This is a genomic window from Mycetocola lacteus (assembly GCF_003667575.1).
Lineage (GTDB): Bacteria > Actinomycetota > Actinomycetes > Actinomycetales > Microbacteriaceae > Mycetocola > Mycetocola lacteus.
Map to the genome: position 1 here is coordinate 463,814 of NZ_RCUY01000001.1, position 20,133 is coordinate 483,946.

The 20,133-nt window shown below is 64.7% G+C and carries 17 protein-coding genes; 6 read left to right on the top strand and 11 right to left on the bottom strand.

What is annotated here, in order from left to right:
- Both D9V34_RS02080 and D9V34_RS02085 read left to right on the top strand, forming a co-directional pair.
- A complete protein-coding gene (locus D9V34_RS02080; RefSeq protein WP_121687279.1) occupies positions 1–1,299 on the top strand; it encodes a hypothetical protein in 1,299 nt (432 codons plus the stop codon).
- A gap of 86 nt (positions 1,300–1,385) precedes the next feature.
- The gene (locus D9V34_RS02085; protein WP_121687280.1) at positions 1,386–2,681 is read left to right on the top strand and encodes a hypothetical protein; all 1,296 of its coding nucleotides are present in this window, start codon (positions 1,386–1,388) and stop codon (positions 2,679–2,681) included.
- Positions 2,682–2,795: 114 nt separating this feature from the next.
- Here D9V34_RS02085 and D9V34_RS02090 read toward each other — a convergent pair whose 3' ends face one another.
- From D9V34_RS02090 to D9V34_RS02115, 6 genes are all read right to left on the bottom strand, one after another.
- The gene (locus D9V34_RS02090; protein WP_121687281.1) at positions 2,796–5,075 is read right to left on the bottom strand and encodes an exo-beta-d-1,3/1,6-glucosidase; all 2,280 of its coding nucleotides are present in this window, start codon (positions 5,073–5,075) and stop codon (positions 2,796–2,798) included.
- A gap of 118 nt (positions 5,076–5,193) precedes the next feature.
- Positions 5,194–6,315 carry an ABC transporter permease gene (locus tag D9V34_RS02095; RefSeq protein ID WP_121687282.1) on the bottom strand — a complete coding sequence of 374 codons (1,122 nt, stop codon included), beginning with the start codon at positions 6,313–6,315 and terminating at the stop codon, positions 5,194–5,196.
- A gap of 3 nt (positions 6,316–6,318) precedes the next feature.
- Positions 6,319–7,302 carry an ABC transporter permease gene (locus D9V34_RS02100; protein WP_183091799.1) on the bottom strand — a complete coding sequence of 328 codons (984 nt, stop codon included), beginning with the start codon at positions 7,300–7,302 and terminating at the stop codon, positions 6,319–6,321.
- 4 nt (positions 7,303–7,306) lie between these two features.
- On the bottom strand, positions 7,307–8,113 hold the full coding sequence (locus D9V34_RS02105) for an ABC transporter ATP-binding protein (protein WP_121687284.1): 807 nt from the start codon (positions 8,111–8,113) through the stop codon (positions 7,307–7,309).
- A 5-nt stretch (positions 8,114–8,118) separates the two neighbouring features.
- On the bottom strand, positions 8,119–9,006 hold the full coding sequence (locus tag D9V34_RS02110) for an ABC transporter ATP-binding protein (protein WP_121687285.1): 888 nt from the start codon (positions 9,004–9,006) through the stop codon (positions 8,119–8,121).
- A gap of 98 nt (positions 9,007–9,104) precedes the next feature.
- Entirely contained in the window at positions 9,105–10,775 is a 1,671-nt protein-coding gene (locus D9V34_RS02115; protein ID WP_121687286.1) for an ABC transporter substrate-binding protein, read from the bottom strand.
- Between the two features lie 596 nt (positions 10,776–11,371).
- On the opposite strand from D9V34_RS02115, the gene D9V34_RS02120 reads away from it, so the two are divergent.
- Entirely contained in the window at positions 11,372–12,031 is a 660-nt protein-coding gene (locus D9V34_RS02120; protein ID WP_121687287.1) for a TetR/AcrR family transcriptional regulator, read from the top strand.
- Positions 12,032–12,047: 16 nt separating this feature from the next.
- Here D9V34_RS02120 and D9V34_RS02125 read toward each other — a convergent pair whose 3' ends face one another.
- The 3 genes from D9V34_RS02125 to D9V34_RS02135 are packed head-to-tail and all read right to left on the bottom strand — an operon-like array spanning position 12,048 to position 15,249.
- A complete protein-coding gene (locus D9V34_RS02125) occupies positions 12,048–12,707 on the bottom strand; it encodes an ABC transporter ATP-binding protein (RefSeq protein WP_121687288.1) in 660 nt (219 codons plus the stop codon).
- Entirely contained in the window at positions 12,704–14,917 is a 2,214-nt protein-coding gene (locus D9V34_RS02130; RefSeq protein ID WP_121687289.1) for a hypothetical protein, read from the bottom strand. The genes D9V34_RS02125 and D9V34_RS02130 overlap by 4 nt, the downstream gene beginning before the upstream one ends.
- A gap of 17 nt (positions 14,918–14,934) precedes the next feature.
- A complete protein-coding gene (locus D9V34_RS02135) occupies positions 14,935–15,249 on the bottom strand; it encodes a lactococcin 972 family bacteriocin (RefSeq protein ID WP_121687290.1) in 315 nt (104 codons plus the stop codon).
- Between the two features lie 299 nt (positions 15,250–15,548).
- Between D9V34_RS02135 and D9V34_RS02140 the strand changes: the two genes are divergently transcribed.
- The 3 genes from D9V34_RS02140 to D9V34_RS02150 all read left to right on the top strand — a co-directional run bounded on the left by D9V34_RS02140 (position 15,549) and on the right by D9V34_RS02150 (position 17,946).
- On the top strand, positions 15,549–16,100 hold the full coding sequence (locus D9V34_RS02140; protein WP_121687291.1) for a hypothetical protein: 552 nt from the start codon (positions 15,549–15,551) through the stop codon (positions 16,098–16,100).
- Between the two features lie 275 nt (positions 16,101–16,375).
- A complete protein-coding gene (locus D9V34_RS02145; RefSeq protein ID WP_121687292.1) occupies positions 16,376–17,107 on the top strand; it encodes a DsbA family protein in 732 nt (243 codons plus the stop codon).
- A gap of 2 nt (positions 17,108–17,109) precedes the next feature.
- Positions 17,110–17,946: a cytochrome c biogenesis CcdA family protein gene (locus D9V34_RS02150; protein ID WP_121687293.1), complete on the top strand. Its 837-nt coding sequence runs from the start codon at positions 17,110–17,112 to the stop codon at positions 17,944–17,946.
- Positions 17,947–18,073: 127 nt separating this feature from the next.
- On the opposite strand, the gene trmB is transcribed toward D9V34_RS02150, so the two are convergent.
- Positions 18,074–18,940 carry a tRNA (guanosine(46)-N7)-methyltransferase TrmB gene (gene trmB, locus D9V34_RS02155; protein ID WP_121687294.1) on the bottom strand — a complete coding sequence of 289 codons (867 nt, stop codon included), beginning with the start codon at positions 18,938–18,940 and terminating at the stop codon, positions 18,074–18,076.
- A 148-nt stretch (positions 18,941–19,088) separates the two neighbouring features.
- Positions 19,089–20,133, bottom strand: a 1,045-nt coding sequence (locus D9V34_RS02160) for an SdrD B-like domain-containing protein (RefSeq protein WP_183091800.1), incomplete at its 5' end; no start/stop codon positions are given.

The following is a 20,133-nucleotide window of genomic DNA, read 5'->3' on the forward strand; positions in this document are numbered from 1 at the left end:
ATGCCTCGCCCCGTAGCCACGCCCCCAACCCGTTTCCTCGCCGCCGTCACCGTCCTCGGGCTGGGAGTGCTCGGGCTGACGGCCTGCGCCGGGAATAATGAGGAAGCCTTCAACACCTATCGGCACGGCATCGAACAGGTCCCCGGTCTCACTCACTTCGAGTCGGGGCTCTCGCGGGCGGTTCCCCTGGTCCCCACCGGGCGCATCCAGGTTGAACTGCCCGCGGACCGGGGCGTCTACGACGCCCTGGTCGCGGCTACCTGCGGCAAGGATCGTGGCATTGCCACCACGTTCGAGTACACGGTGACCGGTGAGCACACCGCGTTCACCGTGCAGGACTTCCCCTGCACCACCCAGAAGTTCGACCCGCTGAAAATCGTCGCCGCTGCCGATTCGGTGGAGACAAAAACAACACTCTCCATCGGGAACCTCAGCCCCGGTCTCGCCCCGTCCCCCACCTCCTCGGACCAACCATTCACGCAGCGTGTTCGGCTGGATACCGGAAACGATCCGGCAGACACGTTTGCGCTGTTCGCCGCCATCGCCCCGCAGCTGCCCGATAACACCCTCGAAATCGAGGGCGATCACCTCCGCGCCAGCACCGAATCCGCCGCCGAGGTCACCACACTGGCCTCCGACCTGGCGGCACTGAACGAGACGGTTCCGCTGCTGAGCGCGACGTTCGCCGATACTCTGACGCTCGACACCGTGAGCGAACCCGACACCGCGGGCATCGTCGCGTTCCTCACCGCCCGCTCCCCCGATCTCTATCGAGACCATTCGATCATCTCTCGGATCGGGGTCCCCGATGCCGCTGTGGCACCGCCCACCGACGCGGCTCTCGCCCTGCAAACCTGGGTGAATAACACCCTCGGAATCACCGGCGGAGTGTCCGAAAACACGCTGACGCTCAGACTGCCCAACGTGGATGAAGTCGACACCGTCAGCCGACAGATTGCCGAACACGGCACCGACCTGGTTGGCGTGGTCATGATCACCCCGGCTGCGGGTGCCGGGGTGCCCGAGTTTGTTTCGGTCCCCAACACGATCCGGCCGGGCACCACGCCCGGTGATAACCCCTTCCCGGTGCTCACCGAACGGTTCCGGGCGCTCGCGCACACCGAGAAGGTGCGCCGGGTTGAGGCCGGCCGCGGATCGCTCAAGGTCTGGCTCCTCCCTTCGGCCGTGGGTGACGAGAGCGCGAGCGAGACCGTCCGCGCCGTCATGCGCGGCATCGCCGAGGAGGGTGCCCTGTCGGTGCTGTGGATGGACGGTGTGCCAGTAGACGGCTACCGCTGATCTCTCGGGTGTGGTGAACTCGCCAAAACTGGGCGGTATCAAGTCGCCCTCTCACCTCAGTACATAACGGGGGTTAGGCTCTAGGTATGTTGATCAGCTCGGCTCCACGCGGCCCCCGCACTCTCGCCTCCATCGCCCTGGTCAGCCTCGGGGTTGTGGGGCTGACCGGATGCGGGACATCCGGGGAGAAGGAGTTCACGGCCTTCACCCGAGCCGTTCAGCAGGTTCCCGGCCTGACCTCGTTCGAATCCGGCACCACCTCGCCCCTACCCTGGCAGAAAAACGGCTGGGTGAAGGTAGCGCTGCCCGCCGAGCCTGACACCTTTGAAACGCTCACATCCGTGGTGTGCCAACAGCCAGCGGGGATCCCCCTCAGCTTCGGATATACCCTGACCGGTGACCATTCCACGCTCGAGGTGGACTCCACACCCTGCCCGCCGGAGCATTTCGACCCCCTCAAGACTGTCGCCGCAGCCGATTCCCTGGGAACGGCCTCCTCGGTCCAGGTTCGCCAGAGCCAGCGAGCCGAATCCGCCTCGGCCACACCCAACCCCGCCCAGGCGGACCTGCGGATAAAGCTGACCACCGATCAGACCATCGTCCAGGACCTGGCTCTTGCCCAGGCACTCAGCGCCTCCCTGGGCGATACCACCACGGAGTTCTCCGGGCAGGACCTTCGCCTTCAGACCCTCGATACCGAGGAACGCGACACGGTTCTGTCAGATCTTGCCGCGCTAAACGAGCGATTCCCCCTCGCCTCGGTCGACTTCGCGCAGAAGCTGACCCTCGGCACCGTGGGCGAGGCCGATCCGGCAGCCATCACCGCGTTCCTCACCGAACGCTCACCCGACCTTTACCGCACACACGGCATCGTGGCGGCCACAGGGTCCGTGGGCGCGGGCGGCGCGGTTCCCACCGCCGACGCCATCGCACTGCGCAACTGGGCTACCGAAAATCTCGGCGTGCAGGTCACGGCGCTGAGCAATTCGATCCAGCTGAGTGTCCCCGATGTTGCCGCGCTGGACTCGGCGAGCACGGCATTGGCCGAGCACGGGGTGGGTGACGTGTCCGTGCGGTTCGAGGTCGCCGATGGCGGCCCCACGGCACCCGAGCTGGGTGTGGGAACCGCGCCCAAGCAGAGCCTCTCCCCCACCAACAATCCCTTCCCCGCCGTGATCGAGCGGTATCGCAGTATTGCGGCCACCGACAGGGTTCAGCGCGTCGAGTTTGCGCCGGGTGGTCTCAAAGTATGGCTGCGTGAGGAGTTCCGCGGGGATACCGCGGCCACCGATGCCGTCGGCGAGGTGCTGATCCGCATCGCCACCGAGGACAAGCTCCGAACTGTGCGGTTGGATAATCGCCCGGTGGGAGACTTCCGCTAGGCGGGAGGCACAGGGGCCGTCAGCTCGCGAGCTCGGGGTTCAACAGGTACCAGCCAGGTAGACAAACGGCGGCCCCGGGGATCTCCCCGGGGCCGCCGCTGTGTCTGCCAGAAGCTACGCGATGGTGAAGGTCGCGCGCAGCACATCCTCGGAGCGCGAGGACTTACCCACGCGCAGCTCGAAGGCACCGGCCTCAACGATGCGGTTACCCTTGGCATCCACGATGGTGCACTCGGATGCCGGCAGCTCGATCGAGACCTGCTTCGACTCACCGGGAGCGACATCCACCTGGGTGAAGGTCTTCAGCTCCTGGTCGGCCCAGCTGACCGAGGTCACGGTGTCACTGACGTAGACCTGCACGGTCTCCCGCGAGGGGCGTGCACCGGTGTTGGTCAGGGTCAGGGTTGCACGCACGGTGTCGGCGGCGGTCAGGTTGGTGTCCGCGATCACCAGGTCGGAGTACTCCACCGTGGTGTACGACAGGCCCTGTCCGAACTGGAATGCCGGGGTCTGGGTCAGGTCGGCGTAGCGGTTACCGTGCTGGCCACGGATCTGGTTGTAGTAGGTCGGCTGCTGACCCGAGTGACGGGCGAACGAGATCGGCAGACGTCCGGCGGGCTCGATCAGGCCGAGGGCCAGCTCGGCGATCGCGCGGCCACCCTGCATACCCGGGTTTGCGACCCAGAGCAGCGCGGCGGCGTTCAGGGCCGACTCCGGCAGCACCAGCGGCTTGGAAGCCAGCAGGACCACGATCATCGGGGTGCCGGTCTCGGCCAGGGCATCCAGCAGGGCGATCTGGCCACCGATGAGCTCCAGGGTCGCGGTCGAACGGCCCTCACCCACGAGCTCGATACGGTCACCCACAACGGCGACGACGTAGTCGGCGTCCTTCGCGGCGGCCACGGCCTCGGCGATCTGGGCGGCGTCCGGGGCCACCGGAACCACAACCTGCGGGCGCGGCTGACCATCGGGGAAGAACTCGCCCTCGGGGTCGGCGGCCAGGGTCAGGATGTCGGCACCCTGGGTGTAGGACACGCTCCAGTCGGCGGGGGTGTGCGCACGCAGACCATCCAGCACGGTGGTGATCATCTCGCGCGGGTGGCCCTCGGGGAACCAACCAGCCTGGCCGGAGTTACCCGCCCAGTCGCCCAGCTGGGTCTGCGCGTCATCGGCCAGCGGACCAACCACGGCGATCTTCTTGGCGGCACCGGTCGGAACCGAACGGCCCGACTCATCGGCAACGAAGCCGCCCTCGAGCGGCAGGACGCCGTCGTTGTTCAGCAGCACCAGCGAGTGGCGAGCCACCTCGAGGTTCAGTGCGGTGTGGTCCTCGTGACCCACCAGGGCCTCCTGAGCGGCCACGTCGGGGTGACGCGGGTTCTCGAACAGGCCGAGTTCAAACTTCAGGGTCAGGATGCGGGCGACCGCGGGGTGCAGCTCGTCCTCGGTCAGCATGCCCTTCTCGATGGCTTCGAGGGCACCCTCGAAGAACTTCGGGGTGGTCATAACCATGTCGTTACCGGCCTTGACGGCGGCGGCAGCGGCGTGGGCGTAGTCCGGCTGAACCTGCTGCTCCCAGACCATACGGCCCACGTTGTCCCAGTCGGTGATCAGGGTTCCGGTGTAGCCCCACTCGCCACGCAGCACGTCGTTCAGCAGCCAGTCGTTCACGGTGATCGGCACACCATCGGTGCTCTGGTAGCCGAGCATGAAGGTGCGGCAACCCTCGCGAGCGACGCGCTCGAACGGCGGCAGGAACCAGGAGCGCAGCTTACGCGGGGAGATATCGGCCTCGGAGGCGTCGCGGCCACCCTGGGTCTCCGAGTATCCGGCGAAGTGCTTGGCGGTCGCGAGGATCGCCGAGGGGTCGTTCAGGCCCTTGCCCTGGTAGCCACGAACCATCGCCGAGGCCAGCTCACCGATCAGGTGCGGGTCCTCACCGAAGGTCTCATCCACGCGGCCCCAGCGGAGGTCGCGGGCGATGCACAGCACCGGGGAGAAGGTCCAGTGCACGCCGGTGGTGGCGGTCTCCACGGCGGTGATCCGGGCAACCTGCTCGGTCAGCTCGGCGTTCCAGGTGCCGGCCATACCCAGCTGGGTCGGGAAGATCGTGGCACCCTTCCAGAAGGAGTTTCCGTGGATGCAGTCCTCACCCACCAGCAGCGGAATCCGCAGCTCGGTCTCGGCGGTCAGCTCGTGCGCACGAACCACCCGCTCGGGCGAGGTGTGCAGGATCGAGCCGACGTGCTTGCCCAGGACGTGATCGTCCAGGTCATCACGCGCATCCAGCTGGAGCATCTGCCCCACCTTCTGCTCGCGGGTCATTCGACCCAGCAGGTCTTCTACCCGCTCGGCAATCGTGAGGTCGGGGTTCAGGTACGGAAGCGTAGTCATGAAACGTAAGTCCTTAGATGGTCGGGGGCCGACCGGGTTGGTGCGGGAGTCGGGAGCGGGCCAGCCGCTCCGCAAAGGGCCCCCTCCTCCATCGGGAGAAGGGGGCCGATTGGTCTGATTACCGGGCGGTGGTGTCGTCCGGCGATGCGGGGGCGGGCGGGGTCACCGGGGTGACCACATCCGCGTCGGCCGCGGGGCTAGCGTGTTTGGGAGCCGAGGCTTCCCCGCTGCCCGGATCACTACCCGACGGGGTCGTGGTCCGCACGGCGGTCACGCTCGAGGACACCTTGATGCCCTTCTTGCGCATCTCGCGGGCACGCTCACCGGCGCTACGCAGGCGCGGGTTCACGTACTCGTCGATACCGAAGTTGATCAGCGAGAGGGCCATACCCAGCAGCGCGATGCAGAGACCGGCGGGAACGTACCACCACCAGAAGTCCGGGAAGGCACCGTTCTGCTGTGCCCAGAACAGGATCGTTCCCCAGTTCAGGTTGGTGATCGGAATCACACCGATGAAGGCCAGGGTGGTGAGGCCGAGGACCGCGGCGGTCACGGTTCCCACGAAGGAGGAGGCGATGATCGCGATCAGGTTGGGGAGCATCTCCACCGCGATGATGCGGTACAGCGGCTCACCGTTGGCGCGGGCTGCCTGGACGAAGTCCCGGTTACGCAGCGACATGGTCTGGGCACGCAGCACGCGGCTACCCCAGGCCCAACCGGTCAGCGCCAGCACACCGGCGATGAGCAGCAGGCTCGGGTTCTCGTACTGCGAGGCCACGATGATCATCAGCGGCAGGGCCGGGATCACCAGGAACACGTTGGTGATGGCCGAGAGGCCCTCGCTCTTCCATCCACCGATGTATCCGGCGGTCACACCGATGATCACGGCGATCAGGGTCGCAATAATACCGGCCGCGAAGCCCACCACGAGCACGCCGCGGGTTCCGTAGATCAGCTGGCTGAGGACGTCCTCACCCATGTGGGTGGTTCCCAGCCAGTGGGTGGCCGAGGGGCCCTGACGCAGGGCGGTGAAGTCCTTGTCCAGCGGGCCGTAGGGGGCCAGCAGGTCACCAAAGATGGCCACCAGGACAAAGAAGCCGAGGATACACAGACCGGCAATCGACTTTCCGTTGCGGAACATCGAGAAGGCCTGCCCAAACTTCGTGGCGAAGTTCTGCTTACGCGGCGGGCGGGGCGCGGTATCAACGGCGGCGATAACCGCGGTTTCGGGCTGAGTCATGGTCTAGGCCTCCGACTGACGGGTGCGCGGGTCGAGAATCGCGTAGGCGACATCGGCGAGGATGTTGGCCACCAGGATGGTCAACGTGATGATCAGGAACAGACCCTGCATGAGCGGGTAGTCCTTCGCGTTGGTGGCGTCAAGCAGCAGCTTTCCCACACCGGGGTAGGAGAATACGAGCTCCATCACCAGGGTTCCACCCACGATGAATCCGAGCGAGAGCGCGAAGCTCGACAGCTGCGGGAGGACCGCGTTGCGGGCGGCGTAGTTGATGAGCACCTTGCGCGGGGAGAGACCCTTGGCCTGCGCCACGGTCACGTAGTCCTCGTCCATGACGGTGACCATCATGTTACGCATACCCAGGACCCAGCCACCGAGGGAGGAGATCACGATGGTCAGCGCGGGAAGCGTACCGTGGTTGATGACCTGGCCGATGAAGTCCAGCGAGAATTCGGGGGTAGACCCCTTATCGTACGCATGGGATGCGGGGAACCAGCCCAGTCCGGTGGCGAGCAGCGCGATGGCGATCAGGCCGAGCCAGAAGTAGGGGACGGTGGAGAAGAAGGTCGTAATCGGGATCAGGGCGTCGGCCTTGGATCCGCGACGCCATCCGGCGTAGGCACCCAGGGTGGTTCCGATCACAAACGACAGGATCGTGGCGATACCGACCAGACCGATGGTCCAGGGCAGGGCCGAGGCGATCACATCGGTGACCGGTGCGAGGCCCTTGGAGAAGGAGCGGCCCAGGTCGCCGCTGAAGAGCAGCTTCCAGTAGCTGATGTACTGCTCGAGCATGGACTGGTTCTTGTCCAGACCAAACAGGGTGCGCAGCGAGGCTGCGGCATCCGGGCTGATCAGACCCTGGTTCTTGGCGATATACGCCGAAACCGGGTCCCCCTTGAGGAAGCGGGGCAGGAAGAAGTTGATCGTGATCGCCGCCCAGGCGGTGAACAGATAGAACGCTGTGCGTCGGAGGAAGAATCTCACGGGGTCAGCTCCGGGGGGAAGTAGTGCCGGGCGCCGCGAAGTGCTTGTCCGGGTTGGGCGAGGCATCCCGCAGCTGACGCGTGTAGGCGTTCTGCGGGTTCAGGATGACATCATCGGCGTTACCGCGCTCGACCACGACACCGTGGTTGAGCACCATAATCTCATCCGAGAAGTGACGGGCGGTCGCGAGGTCGTGGGTGATGTAGAGCACACCCAGGTTGGACTCGCGCTGCAGGTCGGCAAGCAGGTTCAGCACGCCGAGGCGGATCGACACGTCAAGCATCGAGACGGGCTCATCAGCGATCAGCAGCGAGGGGCGCGAGGCCAGTGCACGGGCGATGGCCACACGCTGACGCTGTCCACCGGAGAGCTCATGCGGGCGACGATCGATCACGTCGTTTGGCTCCAGGCGCACACGCTCCAGCAGACGGAACACCTCGTCCTCGACCTGGTCCTTGGGAACCACCTTGTCCAGCAGCAGCGGACGCTCGATGTGGTGACGGATGGTGTGGTACGGGTTCAGCGAGGCAAACGGGTCCTGGAAGACCATGCGAACCTGCTGGCGGTACTTACGCAGCGCACGGCCGCGACGCGGAATGGCCACGCCATCCAGCAGCACCTCACCGGAGGTGGCGCGCTCCAGCTGGGTGAGGATCTTGGCGATCGTGGACTTACCACTACCACTCTGACCCACCAGGGCGATGGTCTTACCCGAGGTCAGGGTGAAGTTCACCTTGTCCAGGGCGAGGAAGTCACCGGTACCGCGGATGCGGTAGCGCTTGGTGACGTCTTTGAATTCAAGGGTCGTCATGGCGGTTACGCTCCAGTCTCGGTGGCCGAGGACTTACCACGCACGAAGTCGCCGCGTTCGCCGGTGAGGCTCGGGAAGGACGCGAGGAGCTTACGGGTGTACTCGTGCTCGGCGTGGTGGTAGATCTGCTCGGCGGTGTTGATCTCAACAACCTTGCCCTGACGCATCACGGCAATACGGTCGGAGATTTCCAGTAGCAGCGGAAGGTCGTGGGTGATGAAGATCACCGAGAAGCCGAATTCCTTGCGCAGGTCGGAGATCTGCTGCAGGATTTCGCGCTGCACCAGCACGTCCAGCGCGGTGGTGGGCTCGTCCATGATCATCAGCTGGGGCTTGAGGGCCAGAGCCATGGCGATCATGACGCGCTGACGCATACCACCGGAGAGCTCGTGGGGGAACGCACGCAGACGGTCGCGGCCCACGCCGACGATCTCCAGCAGGCGTCCCGATTCCTCGGTGCGCTGTGCCTTGTTCATCTCGGGGCGGTGGGTCGTGAAGACGTCACCGAGCTGCTTGCCGATGTTGACCACGGGGTTCAGGGCGTTCATCGCACCCTGGAACACCATCGAGGCCTTGTCCCAGCGGAACGCACGCATCTGCTGGTCATCGAGGGAGTTGAGGTCGATGTCCTCGCCGCCCTTGTCGTGGAAGATGGCGGATCCCTGGGTAATCACAGCCGGCGGCTTGAGCAGCCGCTGGATACCGTAGGCGAGGGTGGTCTTACCACAGCCGGATTCACCGGCGAGACCGAGGATTTCGCCACGCTTCAGCGTGATCGAAACGTCTCGCACGGCTTCGACGGGGGGATCCACGTCGTACATCACGCTGAAGTTCGAGACCGTCAGCAGATTGTCGGAGGTCACAATGCGTTCCTGATTCTTGTCATGCGTCATGTCTTAGGCGGGGATGGGGGAAGACATGAGAAACCCGTGGGCGGGGGTGGAGCGCTGGTGCGCTCCACCCCCGTCACGAAAGGTGATGCGGTGCGAAATTACTTCGCGGCGGCCTTCAGCTTGGTCAGGATGAGGACCGAGTTGACCTGAGTGGGGTCGGCCGGTGCGTACGGGTCCTTCTCGTTCGGCCAACCCACGTAGTTACGGGTGTTGTACGAACCGATGTAGGGACGGGTACCGATCGGCATGGCAGGAACGTCGTTAACGAAGATCTGCTGAACCTTGTCCAGGGCCGCGGTGCGGGCTGCGTCGTCGGTCGCGTTAGCGTAGGCGGCGAGCTCGGTGGTGGCCTCGGGGTTGTCGTAGCGACCGAAGTTGAAGTCGGCCTGCTCACCGATGGGCTTCAGGTACATGCCGCCCATGGTGTTGTTGTAGATGTTGTACGGGGTTGCTCCGGTGTCGGTCCAGTGCAGGATCGCGTCGAAGTCGCCCTTACCCTTGTTGTCCCACCAGGTGTCGGAGTCCGGGGTGTTAACCTTGGCCTCGGCACCGAGGGCCTTGACCGAGTCGGCGATCAGGCTGATGCCGGTCACGTAGTCGTTCCAGCCCTGCGGGACGGAGATGGTGAAGGAAACCGGCTGACCCTGCGGGTCGACCAGCTTGGTGCCCACACCGGTGTAACCGGCGTCGGTCAGGATCTTCTTGGCTGCATCAACGTCAACCTTGTAGTCCTTGCCCTTGTACTCTTCCTGGATGAAGGGGTCACCGGCGGGGGTGGGCAGACCGGTGATCGACTTGATCGCCGGAACCGCGCCCTCACGAGCGACTTCCTGGTGCTTGTGACGGTCGATCACGTCGTTGACAGCCTGACGGAATGCCAGGTTGTTGAACGGTGCCTTGGTGGTGTTGACGTACATGGCGTCGATGCCGAGGCCCGCGGCGGCCCACTGCACGTTGTGCTCCGGGTCCTTGTCCAGGAAGGCGGACTTCACGTTGGGGATGAAGGCCTGAGCCCAGTCGGCGTCGCCGTTAGCCAGTGCGGTGGTCAGAGCGGTGTTGTCGTTGTAGGACACGTAGTACAGCTTCGGGACGGCGAGCTTGCCACCCCAGTAGTCGTCGCGAGCGGTCAGCTCAACGGACTGGGTGTCGAACTTGGTGAGCTTGTACGGACCGGTTCCAACGGCTTCCTTGAAGTCGTAGGTTGCGGGGTCCTTGACGCCCTCGTAGATGTGCTTGGGGACGATGCGCTTGTGCAGCACCTTCTCCTGCTTCACGAACATCGAGTTTTCGAAGTCCAGGGTGACCTTGTTGCCGTCTTCGGTGACCTTGGTCAGGCCCATGGCGTCGATGTCGAGCGCGGGGTGGTCCAGGAACATCTGGAAGGTGTAAGCGATGTCGGCGGCGGTGAAGTCCTTGCCATCGTTCCACTTCACGCCATCGCGAGCGGTGACGGTGACGGACTTGTAGTCTTCCGACCACTCGACCTTTTCGGCGAGCCACGGGGTGGCGGCTTCGCTCGGGTTTGCGAGGTTAATCAGGGCCAGCGGCTCGAGGATCGAGTTGATGTATCCGAGCTTGAGGGCCGAGGAGTCGCCAACCCAGGGGTTGTTCGACTCGGTAGCGATGGCACCGTCCGGCTTGGCGATGGTCAGCGCAGCGCCGGCCTTACCTTCACCGGCGTTACCACCGTTGTTGCCACCGCCGGCACAGCCGGTCAGGGCGAGCGCGGCCGCGAGCCCCAGGGCGACCAAAGAGGACTTCTTCGTCATTTCTCTCTCCTACATAGGATGGGAGTTTCGAAGCGTCGTGCTTCGAAACGGATATTCACTGTGAGTGCGGACACCCGAGTGGGCGTGTCCAACCGCGGGCTGTGTCTCCAACCCGTTCCCGATGGTGATGCGCCATCGGAATGCGGTTACCGATCTACCGTGATCGCCACCTGCTCGCGACCCTGTGAGACCCAACTGCCGGGGGCGATAAAAAATCCGGCTCGCGCGAAGGAGCCGGGAAGCGCCTCGTTGCGGGTAGACAAATTGTCGTTATCCCTGAATCTCGGTGGTGGAGAATGGCCGTATATCTTCGCCCTCGTTGTGTTCCATAACCCGTGGGGCGGGTGGATCACAAGCGTTGATATTGGCCGCTCTTCACCGGTGAGACCGGTAATCTTCCAAAAGGTTACCGGCTTGTCAGTAAGTTTTCAAGTGCGCCACGTTCGAGTCTGCGCTATCCTCCTAAATACAGACGCGTCACGTGCCGTGCACGTCACATAACATTCGAGTTCTACTGGGTCAGTGCACTCTTGATTACGGTTCGACAACACTTGCCGAAGCAACGATGCAGACGCAGATTGAAGGGGGTGCCCCACGTGGCCACCGCAAAAAAGCAAACACGTTCGCGTCCGGAAACCATCGCCCGTCGACGCGAGATTTTGCGTGCAGCAACGGATATTTTTGGTTCCAAGGGTTCGGTAAACGGTACCCTGACCGATATCGCCGAGCAGGTCGGCATGACCCACGCCGGCATCCTCCACCACTTCGGTTCCAAGGATCAGCTCCTGATGGAGGTGCTCACCTACCGTGATGAGTCTGACGTGGACCACCTGGAGGAGAAGCACATCCCCACCGGGATCGAGTTCTTCCGCCACCTGGTGCGCACCGCATTCTCCAACGCCCACCGTGCCGGTCTGGTGCAGGCGTACGCCGTGCTCTCGGCCGAGTCGGTGACCGACGATCATGCGGCCCGCGACTACTTCGAGGACCGCTACCGCACCCTGCGTCAGGAGGCCGTTGAAGCCTTCACCCAGATCTGTGCGGAGCGTGGCGTTGCCACCCCCGAGACCGCCTACCGTGCCGGTGCCGGGATCCTGGCCGTGATGGATGGTCTGCAGGTGCAGTGGTTGCTGGATCCCACCAACATTGAGCTGGGCGAAACCAGCGAGTTCGCCATCGAGGCCATCGTGTCGGCAGTGCTGAGCCCGCAGCCCTCCCCGCTGCGTGAGCCCGCCCTGGAGGCCGTCGCCGACTAGCGGAGCGATCCGCCGGTCAGGAGGATCCGGCAGGCAGGTCGATCCTCCGGTCACAGCGCGCGGCCACCTCCAGGTCGTGAGTGACCAGGACGATCCCACGTCCCTCCCGAGCGAGCTCGGACAGGAGGTCGAGGATTCGGTCCCGATTGTGTGTATCCAATGACCCGGTGGGTTCATCGGCCAGCACCAGCCGCGAGGGTTTCAGCAGGAGCCGGGCGATGGCCAACCGCTGCTGTTCGCCGCCGGACAGGGTGAAAATCGGACGGTTCAGATCCGGTGCCAACCCGACCCGCTCCAGCGCCGCCGCTCGTTCCCTGCGCCCGATCGCACGCGAGCGTCGCGGATACACCTGCGCAATCGCCAGGTTATGCAGGATGTCTAGGGTGTCCACCAGGGCGAAGTTTTGAAAGAGATACCCCAGACGATTCCTCAGCAGCAGTCGCGCCGCCCGGGTATGCGGTGCCGGGGCCCGTGCCCCAAAAAGTTGTAGTTCGCCGGCGTCGAAATGCTCCAGTAACCCCAGAATGTTCAGCGCGGTGGTTTTACCACTGCCGCTTGGCCCGGTCACCGCGACTATCTCCCCCGCGTTGACGGTGAGGTCAAACTCGTCCAGCACCCGGTGGCCTGCAAAATCCCGCGAGATGCCCCGCGCCACACACAGCGGTGTTTCACTCATGGGCGGATCCCCTTTCGCTTGGTCACGATGATGACGGCGGCCACGCCCTGAAGGACGCAGATTCCCGCGGCCACCGTCAGGCTTTGACCCAGGGGCGGAATAGCCGGGGAGAACGGGTGAAGATCCAGCACCCATAATCCGGATCCAGCCGCGAGATACACGAAGCCCAGAATTATTCCGATGCGCAACAGCTCCCGGTATCTGTGCACGGGACCGTGACCGTGTAGCCCCCGCACGGCTATGGGACGGGCAAAACGTTCCAGAGCAATCGTGAGCGACTGCGCCGTCATCAGAAGCAACAGCAGAATCAGCGCGCCGCCGAGCATTCCACTCTTTACCTGGGCATCCCGGGCATACGCCAGCCGTGCCTGCTCGGCTTCGCCAATGGTCACCAGGCTCGGCAGATTGTCATCAAGACCGTATTCGGCCAGGATCGGGGCAAGACTGCTGCGCGTCTTGCGCCCGTCTCCGCCAATCAGCGGTACCCGGAGCGCCCCGTCTGGGCCACCGGTGATGGCGTTGGCGGCGTCCCATGCGGTGGAGTTTTCCCGGGTCATCACCTCGATCAGTGGGTCTCGAATCCGGCCGGCGTTTTTCGTGCCCACCGTGGGCGAGAATGCGAATACGTCCTGACCGTTCTTGGTCCAGATAATGCGTACGCTCTGGTCCTGCACACCCGGAGGCGCGGCCACGCCCAGCACCTTCTGGCTGCTTTGGGCTGCCCCTGCGCGGTTGCGACGGGTCGTCGCCAGGAGCTGCTCTTCACGGTCTCGATAGCTCTCCGGTGCCAGAATGATCCAGTCCCTCTCGGACTCGTCCACGCGGATCCGCTGCCCGTTGGTATCTCTCAGCGGATACCGCGCCAGATAAGCGGGGTTGACTTTGAGCGCCGGAAACACGTCGGGGTCAACCGAGTTTTTATCTAAACCTTCGTCATAGCTGGTGGCGTCGACATAGAGCGCACCGCGAGCAGCCAGGCGGGGATACAGTTGCCCGGCAGTTCGGGCAATTAACGTCAGGCTGCCGGATTGGATGTCGAGGGTTTCATCACCGTTGCGCAACGGGGCAAACACCCCATATTCGGTACTCGCCGCCCAAATCTCCAGCTTTTTGACTTCGGCATTCAGACCGTCGGCCCCCGCCCACAACCCGCTTCCAACCACGATCACCGCGACGGCCGTTGTCGCGGACGCGATTAAACTCAGCCCAAAAATGGCACGGGTATCCCTGCGGTTTTTGATGAACTCGGCAATCCGCAACCGAGCAAGATAGGGAATGGTTGGAGCGGTGACCGCCAGCAGCAGAACTCCCGTAATCCCGACGGTCTGGGCGAGGGAGCCGAGCACCGCCGGGTGCATACCGGGAAGAGTCACCGCTATCCCGGTACCCAGGACGAGGGTGATGAGGGCAGTCCCGGCGATGGGCCGCCCCGAGATGATCCACCAGGCCCGCGTCGCCCCGATTCCCTGCATTCGCAATACCCCGGCGTGCTTGGCCTCTCGAAACTGCCGATAGAGCGCAAGGATCGCCACCAGTACGGTGCCCGCGGCCAAGAGCATGCCCGGATAGACCGGCTGGGTCGCCGTGGGAACGAGGGTCACTACCCGCGCCGCACGCAGGTCTGCGGCGGTGACCGGTGCCTTCGTCGGGTCCCCCGAGAGCGCCGTAGCCAGCGCATCGGTGAAGGCGGCGCAGTCGCGCCGGGGGCATTCGGCAAGGTAGGTTCCCGGTGCCGGAAGCGAGTCAAACACGCGGGCGAGGGGACGCAAAGCCCGCTCCTCCCCCGGCCAGAGTGTACGCAGCTCGCCGACGGTTCGTTCCGGTCGCGTGCTCGGAGCTGTACCAGCGGATGCGGTCCCCGCCCGCGTCTCATCCGCGGTGGGGAGGCGGCCCGCAGAAACCTCAAGAGTGTCCACTACCCGAGAGGATTCACCTGCCAGGAATACATACTGGGTGACGGTGCTCGCTCCCTGAGGTGTGGCTCCGATGACCGTCCGATAGATATTGGACCGGGTGGATCGCGCGGCGGACGTGAGCGCATCAAGGACCGGACCGGGATCATCCCTTGTCGCCGGGATGACGAAGGGTGTGCCCACTCGGGCGGCCGCGTCGGCAAACTCCGCACGCTCGGCGTTAAGGGCGTTCATATAGCCCACACCAAATGCCGCACAGATCACCAACGCGACCAGCCCCAGCAGGATCGTCTTCATCGTTCGAGAGCTCCCGTCTAGGGATACACGTTCCAGTATTCTGCGGCGTCTTCACTTGCACCGGCCTGGGTTTCAGCCTTTGCGAACTCTCCCGGGTCTTTCTTCACGAATTTCGTGTTGGGCCCGGCAATGGCGGTCGCCGAATGAGTAACGGCCTGATTCTGATAGTGCGACCAGACGTTCTTGAACCACGGGGCCTGGAATGCGGTTCCGTAGCTCCACGTCCCACCGCCCACGTTAACGATCGTTCCAGCGAAAGCGGGCGCTGCGGCCCCGACAGCGAGCCCACCTGCCAGCGTCACCGCGAGAGCGATGCGCGTTCGTTTGTTCATTTTGTTCTCCTAATCTCTGTCATCCGAGGGGGTCCCCGGGAGGTTAGGGACACGCTACGCTTCCGTCTGAATCCGTTGGGGGAGATCTCAGCCAGCAAATGTAACAAAGCCCGCGAGATGGGAAACACTTCCCCAAATTCCGCCTCACGCGCGGCGAACATATAGTGCAGTCATCAAGCGTCACACGTAGGAAATCACGGACAGACAGTGCTCGTCCGTCCCCTTTTGCCAGTATCCGGGTGCCTCTTCAGGCTTCCCCGCTATAGTGGAGGGGTTTGATCGAGGCCGGAAGGGGGACCATGAGACGCCAGATCACCACGCGGATCGCCGGGTTCTCCCCGCGTACGCTCCTGGTTTTTACCGTGCTCCTGGCGATTGTGACGGTGGCGCTGATGGCGCCGCGCTGCACCAACGCCGCGCAAACGCTGCGCGCACCGGCCCACAACCTCGTGATCGAGAACACCGAATCTCCGGTCGTGTCGGCGCACGCTGACGCGTCGCGTGACATCGCGTCCGCGCACACCGACGCTTCGCATGACATCGTCTCCGCGTCCTCAACCGCGCATCGCTCCGCAGAGCTGAGCCCCGAGTCGGGCGCGTTCAGCCGCGGGCTGGCCGAGGCGTTGGCCGCCGAAACCGTGGATGACTCGTCGCCATTCTGTGCGCCGACCGGTCCGAGCCCAGACAACGTGACCAGCGCCCGCACACTGGATCAGCACACCATCACCACCGGCGACGCCGTCACCACCACCGCGCTCGGACTCGAGCCCATCGTGACGGCCGTCTTCCCCACGCACTCGCACACCCCGGCAGCCCCGCTGCCCCAGGACCTCGGGATATCCCGGACCTAGGCATCCTCCGGTAGCGTCCGCGATTTTCGCGTAGTCGACGCATAAACTCCGCACCCCACGGTCGTAAAACCCGCACCGGCTGCTCAGGCCTGACGCTCTTTCGACCGTCTCTCCCGCGCATCAGCGCACGCGAACACCCGCGCATCCACGCCGGTGCAGCCGTGTATCCGTGCCGGCGCGCGAATCGAGAATCGCGCCGTCCGCTCGGCCTGCGCATTAAATTATTTGGCATTCTGATCCGCATCGCGAAATCATGCCCCTACCCTAGGATTTTTATGAGTACCCGTCGTACCACCCTGATTGCCATCGGTTCCACCCTCGCGGTTGCCGCCATTGGCGTGATGATCTGGGCCGGAACCACCGGCCCCGGCGACACCGCCCCCACCACGCCGATCGCCGAGAGCCAGGGCCCGAGCACCAACAACGCCGCCCCGCAGCCCGAGCAGCCACCGCTGACCCTGGATCGTCGAATCGACGGCGACCCGCTGGCGATGGGCGCGATCGACGCCCCGGTCACCCTGGTCGAGTTCGCCGACTACCGCTGCCCCTTCTGCGGTGTGTTCTCGCGCGACAGCATGCCCCAGATCAAGAAGGAATTTGTTGATACCGGGCTGGTCCGGGTGGAGTGGCGCGACTTCCCGATCTTCGGAGAGGATTCCGTAGCCTCCGCCGTCGCCGCTCGTGCGGCCGGCGAACAGGGCAAGTTCTGGGAGTACCACGACGCCGTTTATGCCGCCGCCCCCGAGCGTGGGCACCCCGACTATCCGCGCGAGGCACTGATTGCGTTCGCCGAACAGGTGGGCGTTCCCGACATGGCCAAGTTCACAGCCGACCTCGACAGCCCGGCACTCGCCGCCGCCGTGAACAAGGATCTCACCGAGGGTAAATCGTTGGGCGTGAATTCGACCCCGGTATTCGCGATCAACTCGACCCCTGTGGTGGGTGCCCAGCCCCTCTCGGTCTTCCAGGAAGCCATCCGGGCCGAGCTGGCGAAGGTCGGACGCTAAGCGTGGATATCGGCTACACCGGGGCACTGCTGGGCGGGATCCTGACCCTGTTCAGCCCCTGTTCGGTCATGCTGCTGCCGGCCTTCTTCGCCTATGCATTTGCTAGCCCCACCAAGCTTTTACAGCGCACCGGGGTCTTCTACCTGGGACTGCTGGTGACCCTGGTCCCGCTCGGCCTGCTGGCCGGAGCGCTGGGGTCCCTACTCACCGAGAACCGCGGAATCCTGGTCTCGGTCGCCGCGGGCATCGTCATCGTGATCGGCCTGCTTCAGCTGATCGGGATCAACATTCCCGGTCTCAACCGCGGGGCCGTGGGCGAGGGCACCTCGGCCGTTTCTGTGTTCATACTCGGCGCGGTATATGGGGTCGCCGGGGTGTGTGCGGGGCCGATCCTCGGATCGGTGCTGACCGTCGCGGCTACCGGGGCCAACCCGGTGTACGGCGGCATCATGCTGGCGATCTTTGCGCTGGGCATGGCCCTGCCGCTGGGCGTGCTGGCCCTGATCTGGACCCGGATAAGCGCGGCCAAAAAGAGCTGGCTGCGTCCGCGTCAGGTGCGGATCGGACGCTGGGAAAACTCGGTCTGGATGGTTGTCTCTGGGCTGCTCTCGATCGGGATTGGCGTACTGCTCCTGGTCACCGAGGGCACCGCATCGCTCGGCGGTATCTTCACAGTGAGCACGCAGTATCGGGCCGAGTCCTGGGTTTCCGAGACGGCAATCAAGGTGCCCAACCTGGTGTTTGTCCTGGTCGCCGTGGGCATGCTCGCGGCGGTTGCGGCGCTGGTGTTCTGGCGCTCGCGTACGCGTAAGCGTGAGACCGAGGCGGTCTCCGCGTAGGTTGACGAGTGCGGAGCGGCGGCAACCGCGATTGTGCAAACCCTCACAAGCGGCGGCACCCGCGCATGCCTAGCCCCTCACAAACAGAGCCGCCCGGGAACCAGAGGTTCCCGGGCGGCTCTGTTGGTCAGGCTCGCACGTAGGCCAGGTCGGTGGCACCGCGTCCGGCGCGGCGCCCCTTCTCCTCAAAGGTGGTGAGGACCCGGCCCTCAAACCGCTCGACAACCCCGTCGCTTTCGGGGATCACCGGTACCAGATCGGTACGACCACGGAGCACCTCACGCATGTGATCGGCATAGGGTTCCCAGTCGGTCGCGAGTCGCCAGATGCCACCCGGACGCAGGACCCGGGCGACCTGATCGGCGAACTCGGGCTGCACCATTCGGCGCTTGTGGTGCCGCGCCTTGTGCCAGGGATCGGGGAAGAACACCCAGATTTCGTCGAGGCTGGCCGCAGGCAGCGCGTCCAGAATCTCGGGGGCATTGGCCTCGATCAGGCGCAGGTTGGGTACGCCGCCGGCCCGGTCGGCCAGCGAGATAGCCTGGGCCAGACCCGCCCAGTACACCTCAAGGGCCAGATAGTTGTTGTCGGGGTTGGCCAGGGCGGCGGCGGAGACGCACTCCCCCATCCCCGAACCAATCTCCACGATGGTGCGGGCCTCGCGCCCAAAGACCGTGGGGAGGTCGATGCTGACCCGCGGGTCCACCGAGGTGGACGCGTGAGCGCGCGGCACCTGCACCAGGTAGTCGTCGCCCACTCGACTCATCGCAGATTCCTGGCCGGCGGTCAACCGGGCCGAGCGGCGGACAAACGACACCGGGTACGGCCGATACTGTTCGGGCACCCCCTCGGGGTTGGGCACCACCGGGGCGCGATCGCCATCCTCGGCAAGCGAAATCCCGGGGGCCAGCGGCGCGATCTCGGTGGCTGCATCCGCAATCTCCGGCGCGGCAAACACCTCGGGCTCGGAACCGTTTTCGGGGGTCGACGTCATGAAATCCTCTGAATCAGTGCGGGCGTCGCGCGTCGCGACTCCCTAAATTTTAGGGGACACCCCGCGCGGAGCCGAATTAGACGGGAAACGCACCTCGGGCCCCTCACCAAGTGGTGAGGGGCCCGAGGTTAAGAGCTAAACCGTGTGACTAGGCTGCGTCGTTGCGACGTGCGCGTGCCAGCATGAATGCTCCACCGGCCAGCAGCAGCAGTGCCGCGGCACCACCACCCCACAGCAGGTTCGGGTCCACACCGGTCGAGGACAGGCGGTCGCCCGTGGGGGCCTCCGCCGGGGCCGACGGAACGATCGCGGCGGGGTTCAGCACCACACCGGCGTCCCAGGTCGGGTCGATGCCCTCGGTCGCGCCCAGGTTGAACGCGGTGTAGTCGCCGGTGAGGTTGACGTTGTCATCTCCCAGGACAATCACGCGGGTCCATCCGGTGGTCGCGTCGGCGTCCGAGTCGCGTCCGCTGTTTTCGCCATCCGCGCCCGCGGTGGTGAAGTGGTACAGCTTGGCCTGCTCGGCGGTCAGCTCGAAACGGACCTTATAGCTGCCCGCGGGCAGGTTGTCGAACACGTAACGTCCGGCCGAGTTGGTGGTGGTCCGAGCAAGCTCGGTTCCGTTCTCGTCGGTCAGGATGACGTTCACTCCGGGCAGCGGCTTCTCGTCCGCGTCCTGGATTCCGTTGGCGTTGGTGTCGATCCAGACGTAGTCACCAATCGCATAGCTCTTGGTTACGAATCCGAAGTCGAGCGCCGGGTCGTGCTCACCGTCCTCCAGCAGGCCCTCGGACGAGGACTCCCAGTCGGACGAGTTGCGCTTGCGATCCTCGCCCTGGCCGGGCTTGGTCGGGGTGTAGGGCTTCAGCGCCTCGATGGTTGCGGGGTCATCCCGAACAATCTTGACGGTGTAGCTCTCGCCCTGTTCCAGAGCCGGCAGGTTGTCGAACGAGTAGCGGCCATCGGCGTCGGTCACGGTGGACTCCACCGGGTTACCGAACACGTCGGTCACGGGCTCGCTATCCGGGCCCACCAGCACAAGCTTGACACCGGGGATACCGGGCTCGCCCTCATCCAGGATGCCGTCGCGGTTGAGGTCTACCCAGACCACGTCGCCCACCGAGACGCTCTTGCGCACGAATCCGAAGTCGAGGGTCGGGTCGTGGTCCTCGTTGCTGATCAGGTCGCCGGAT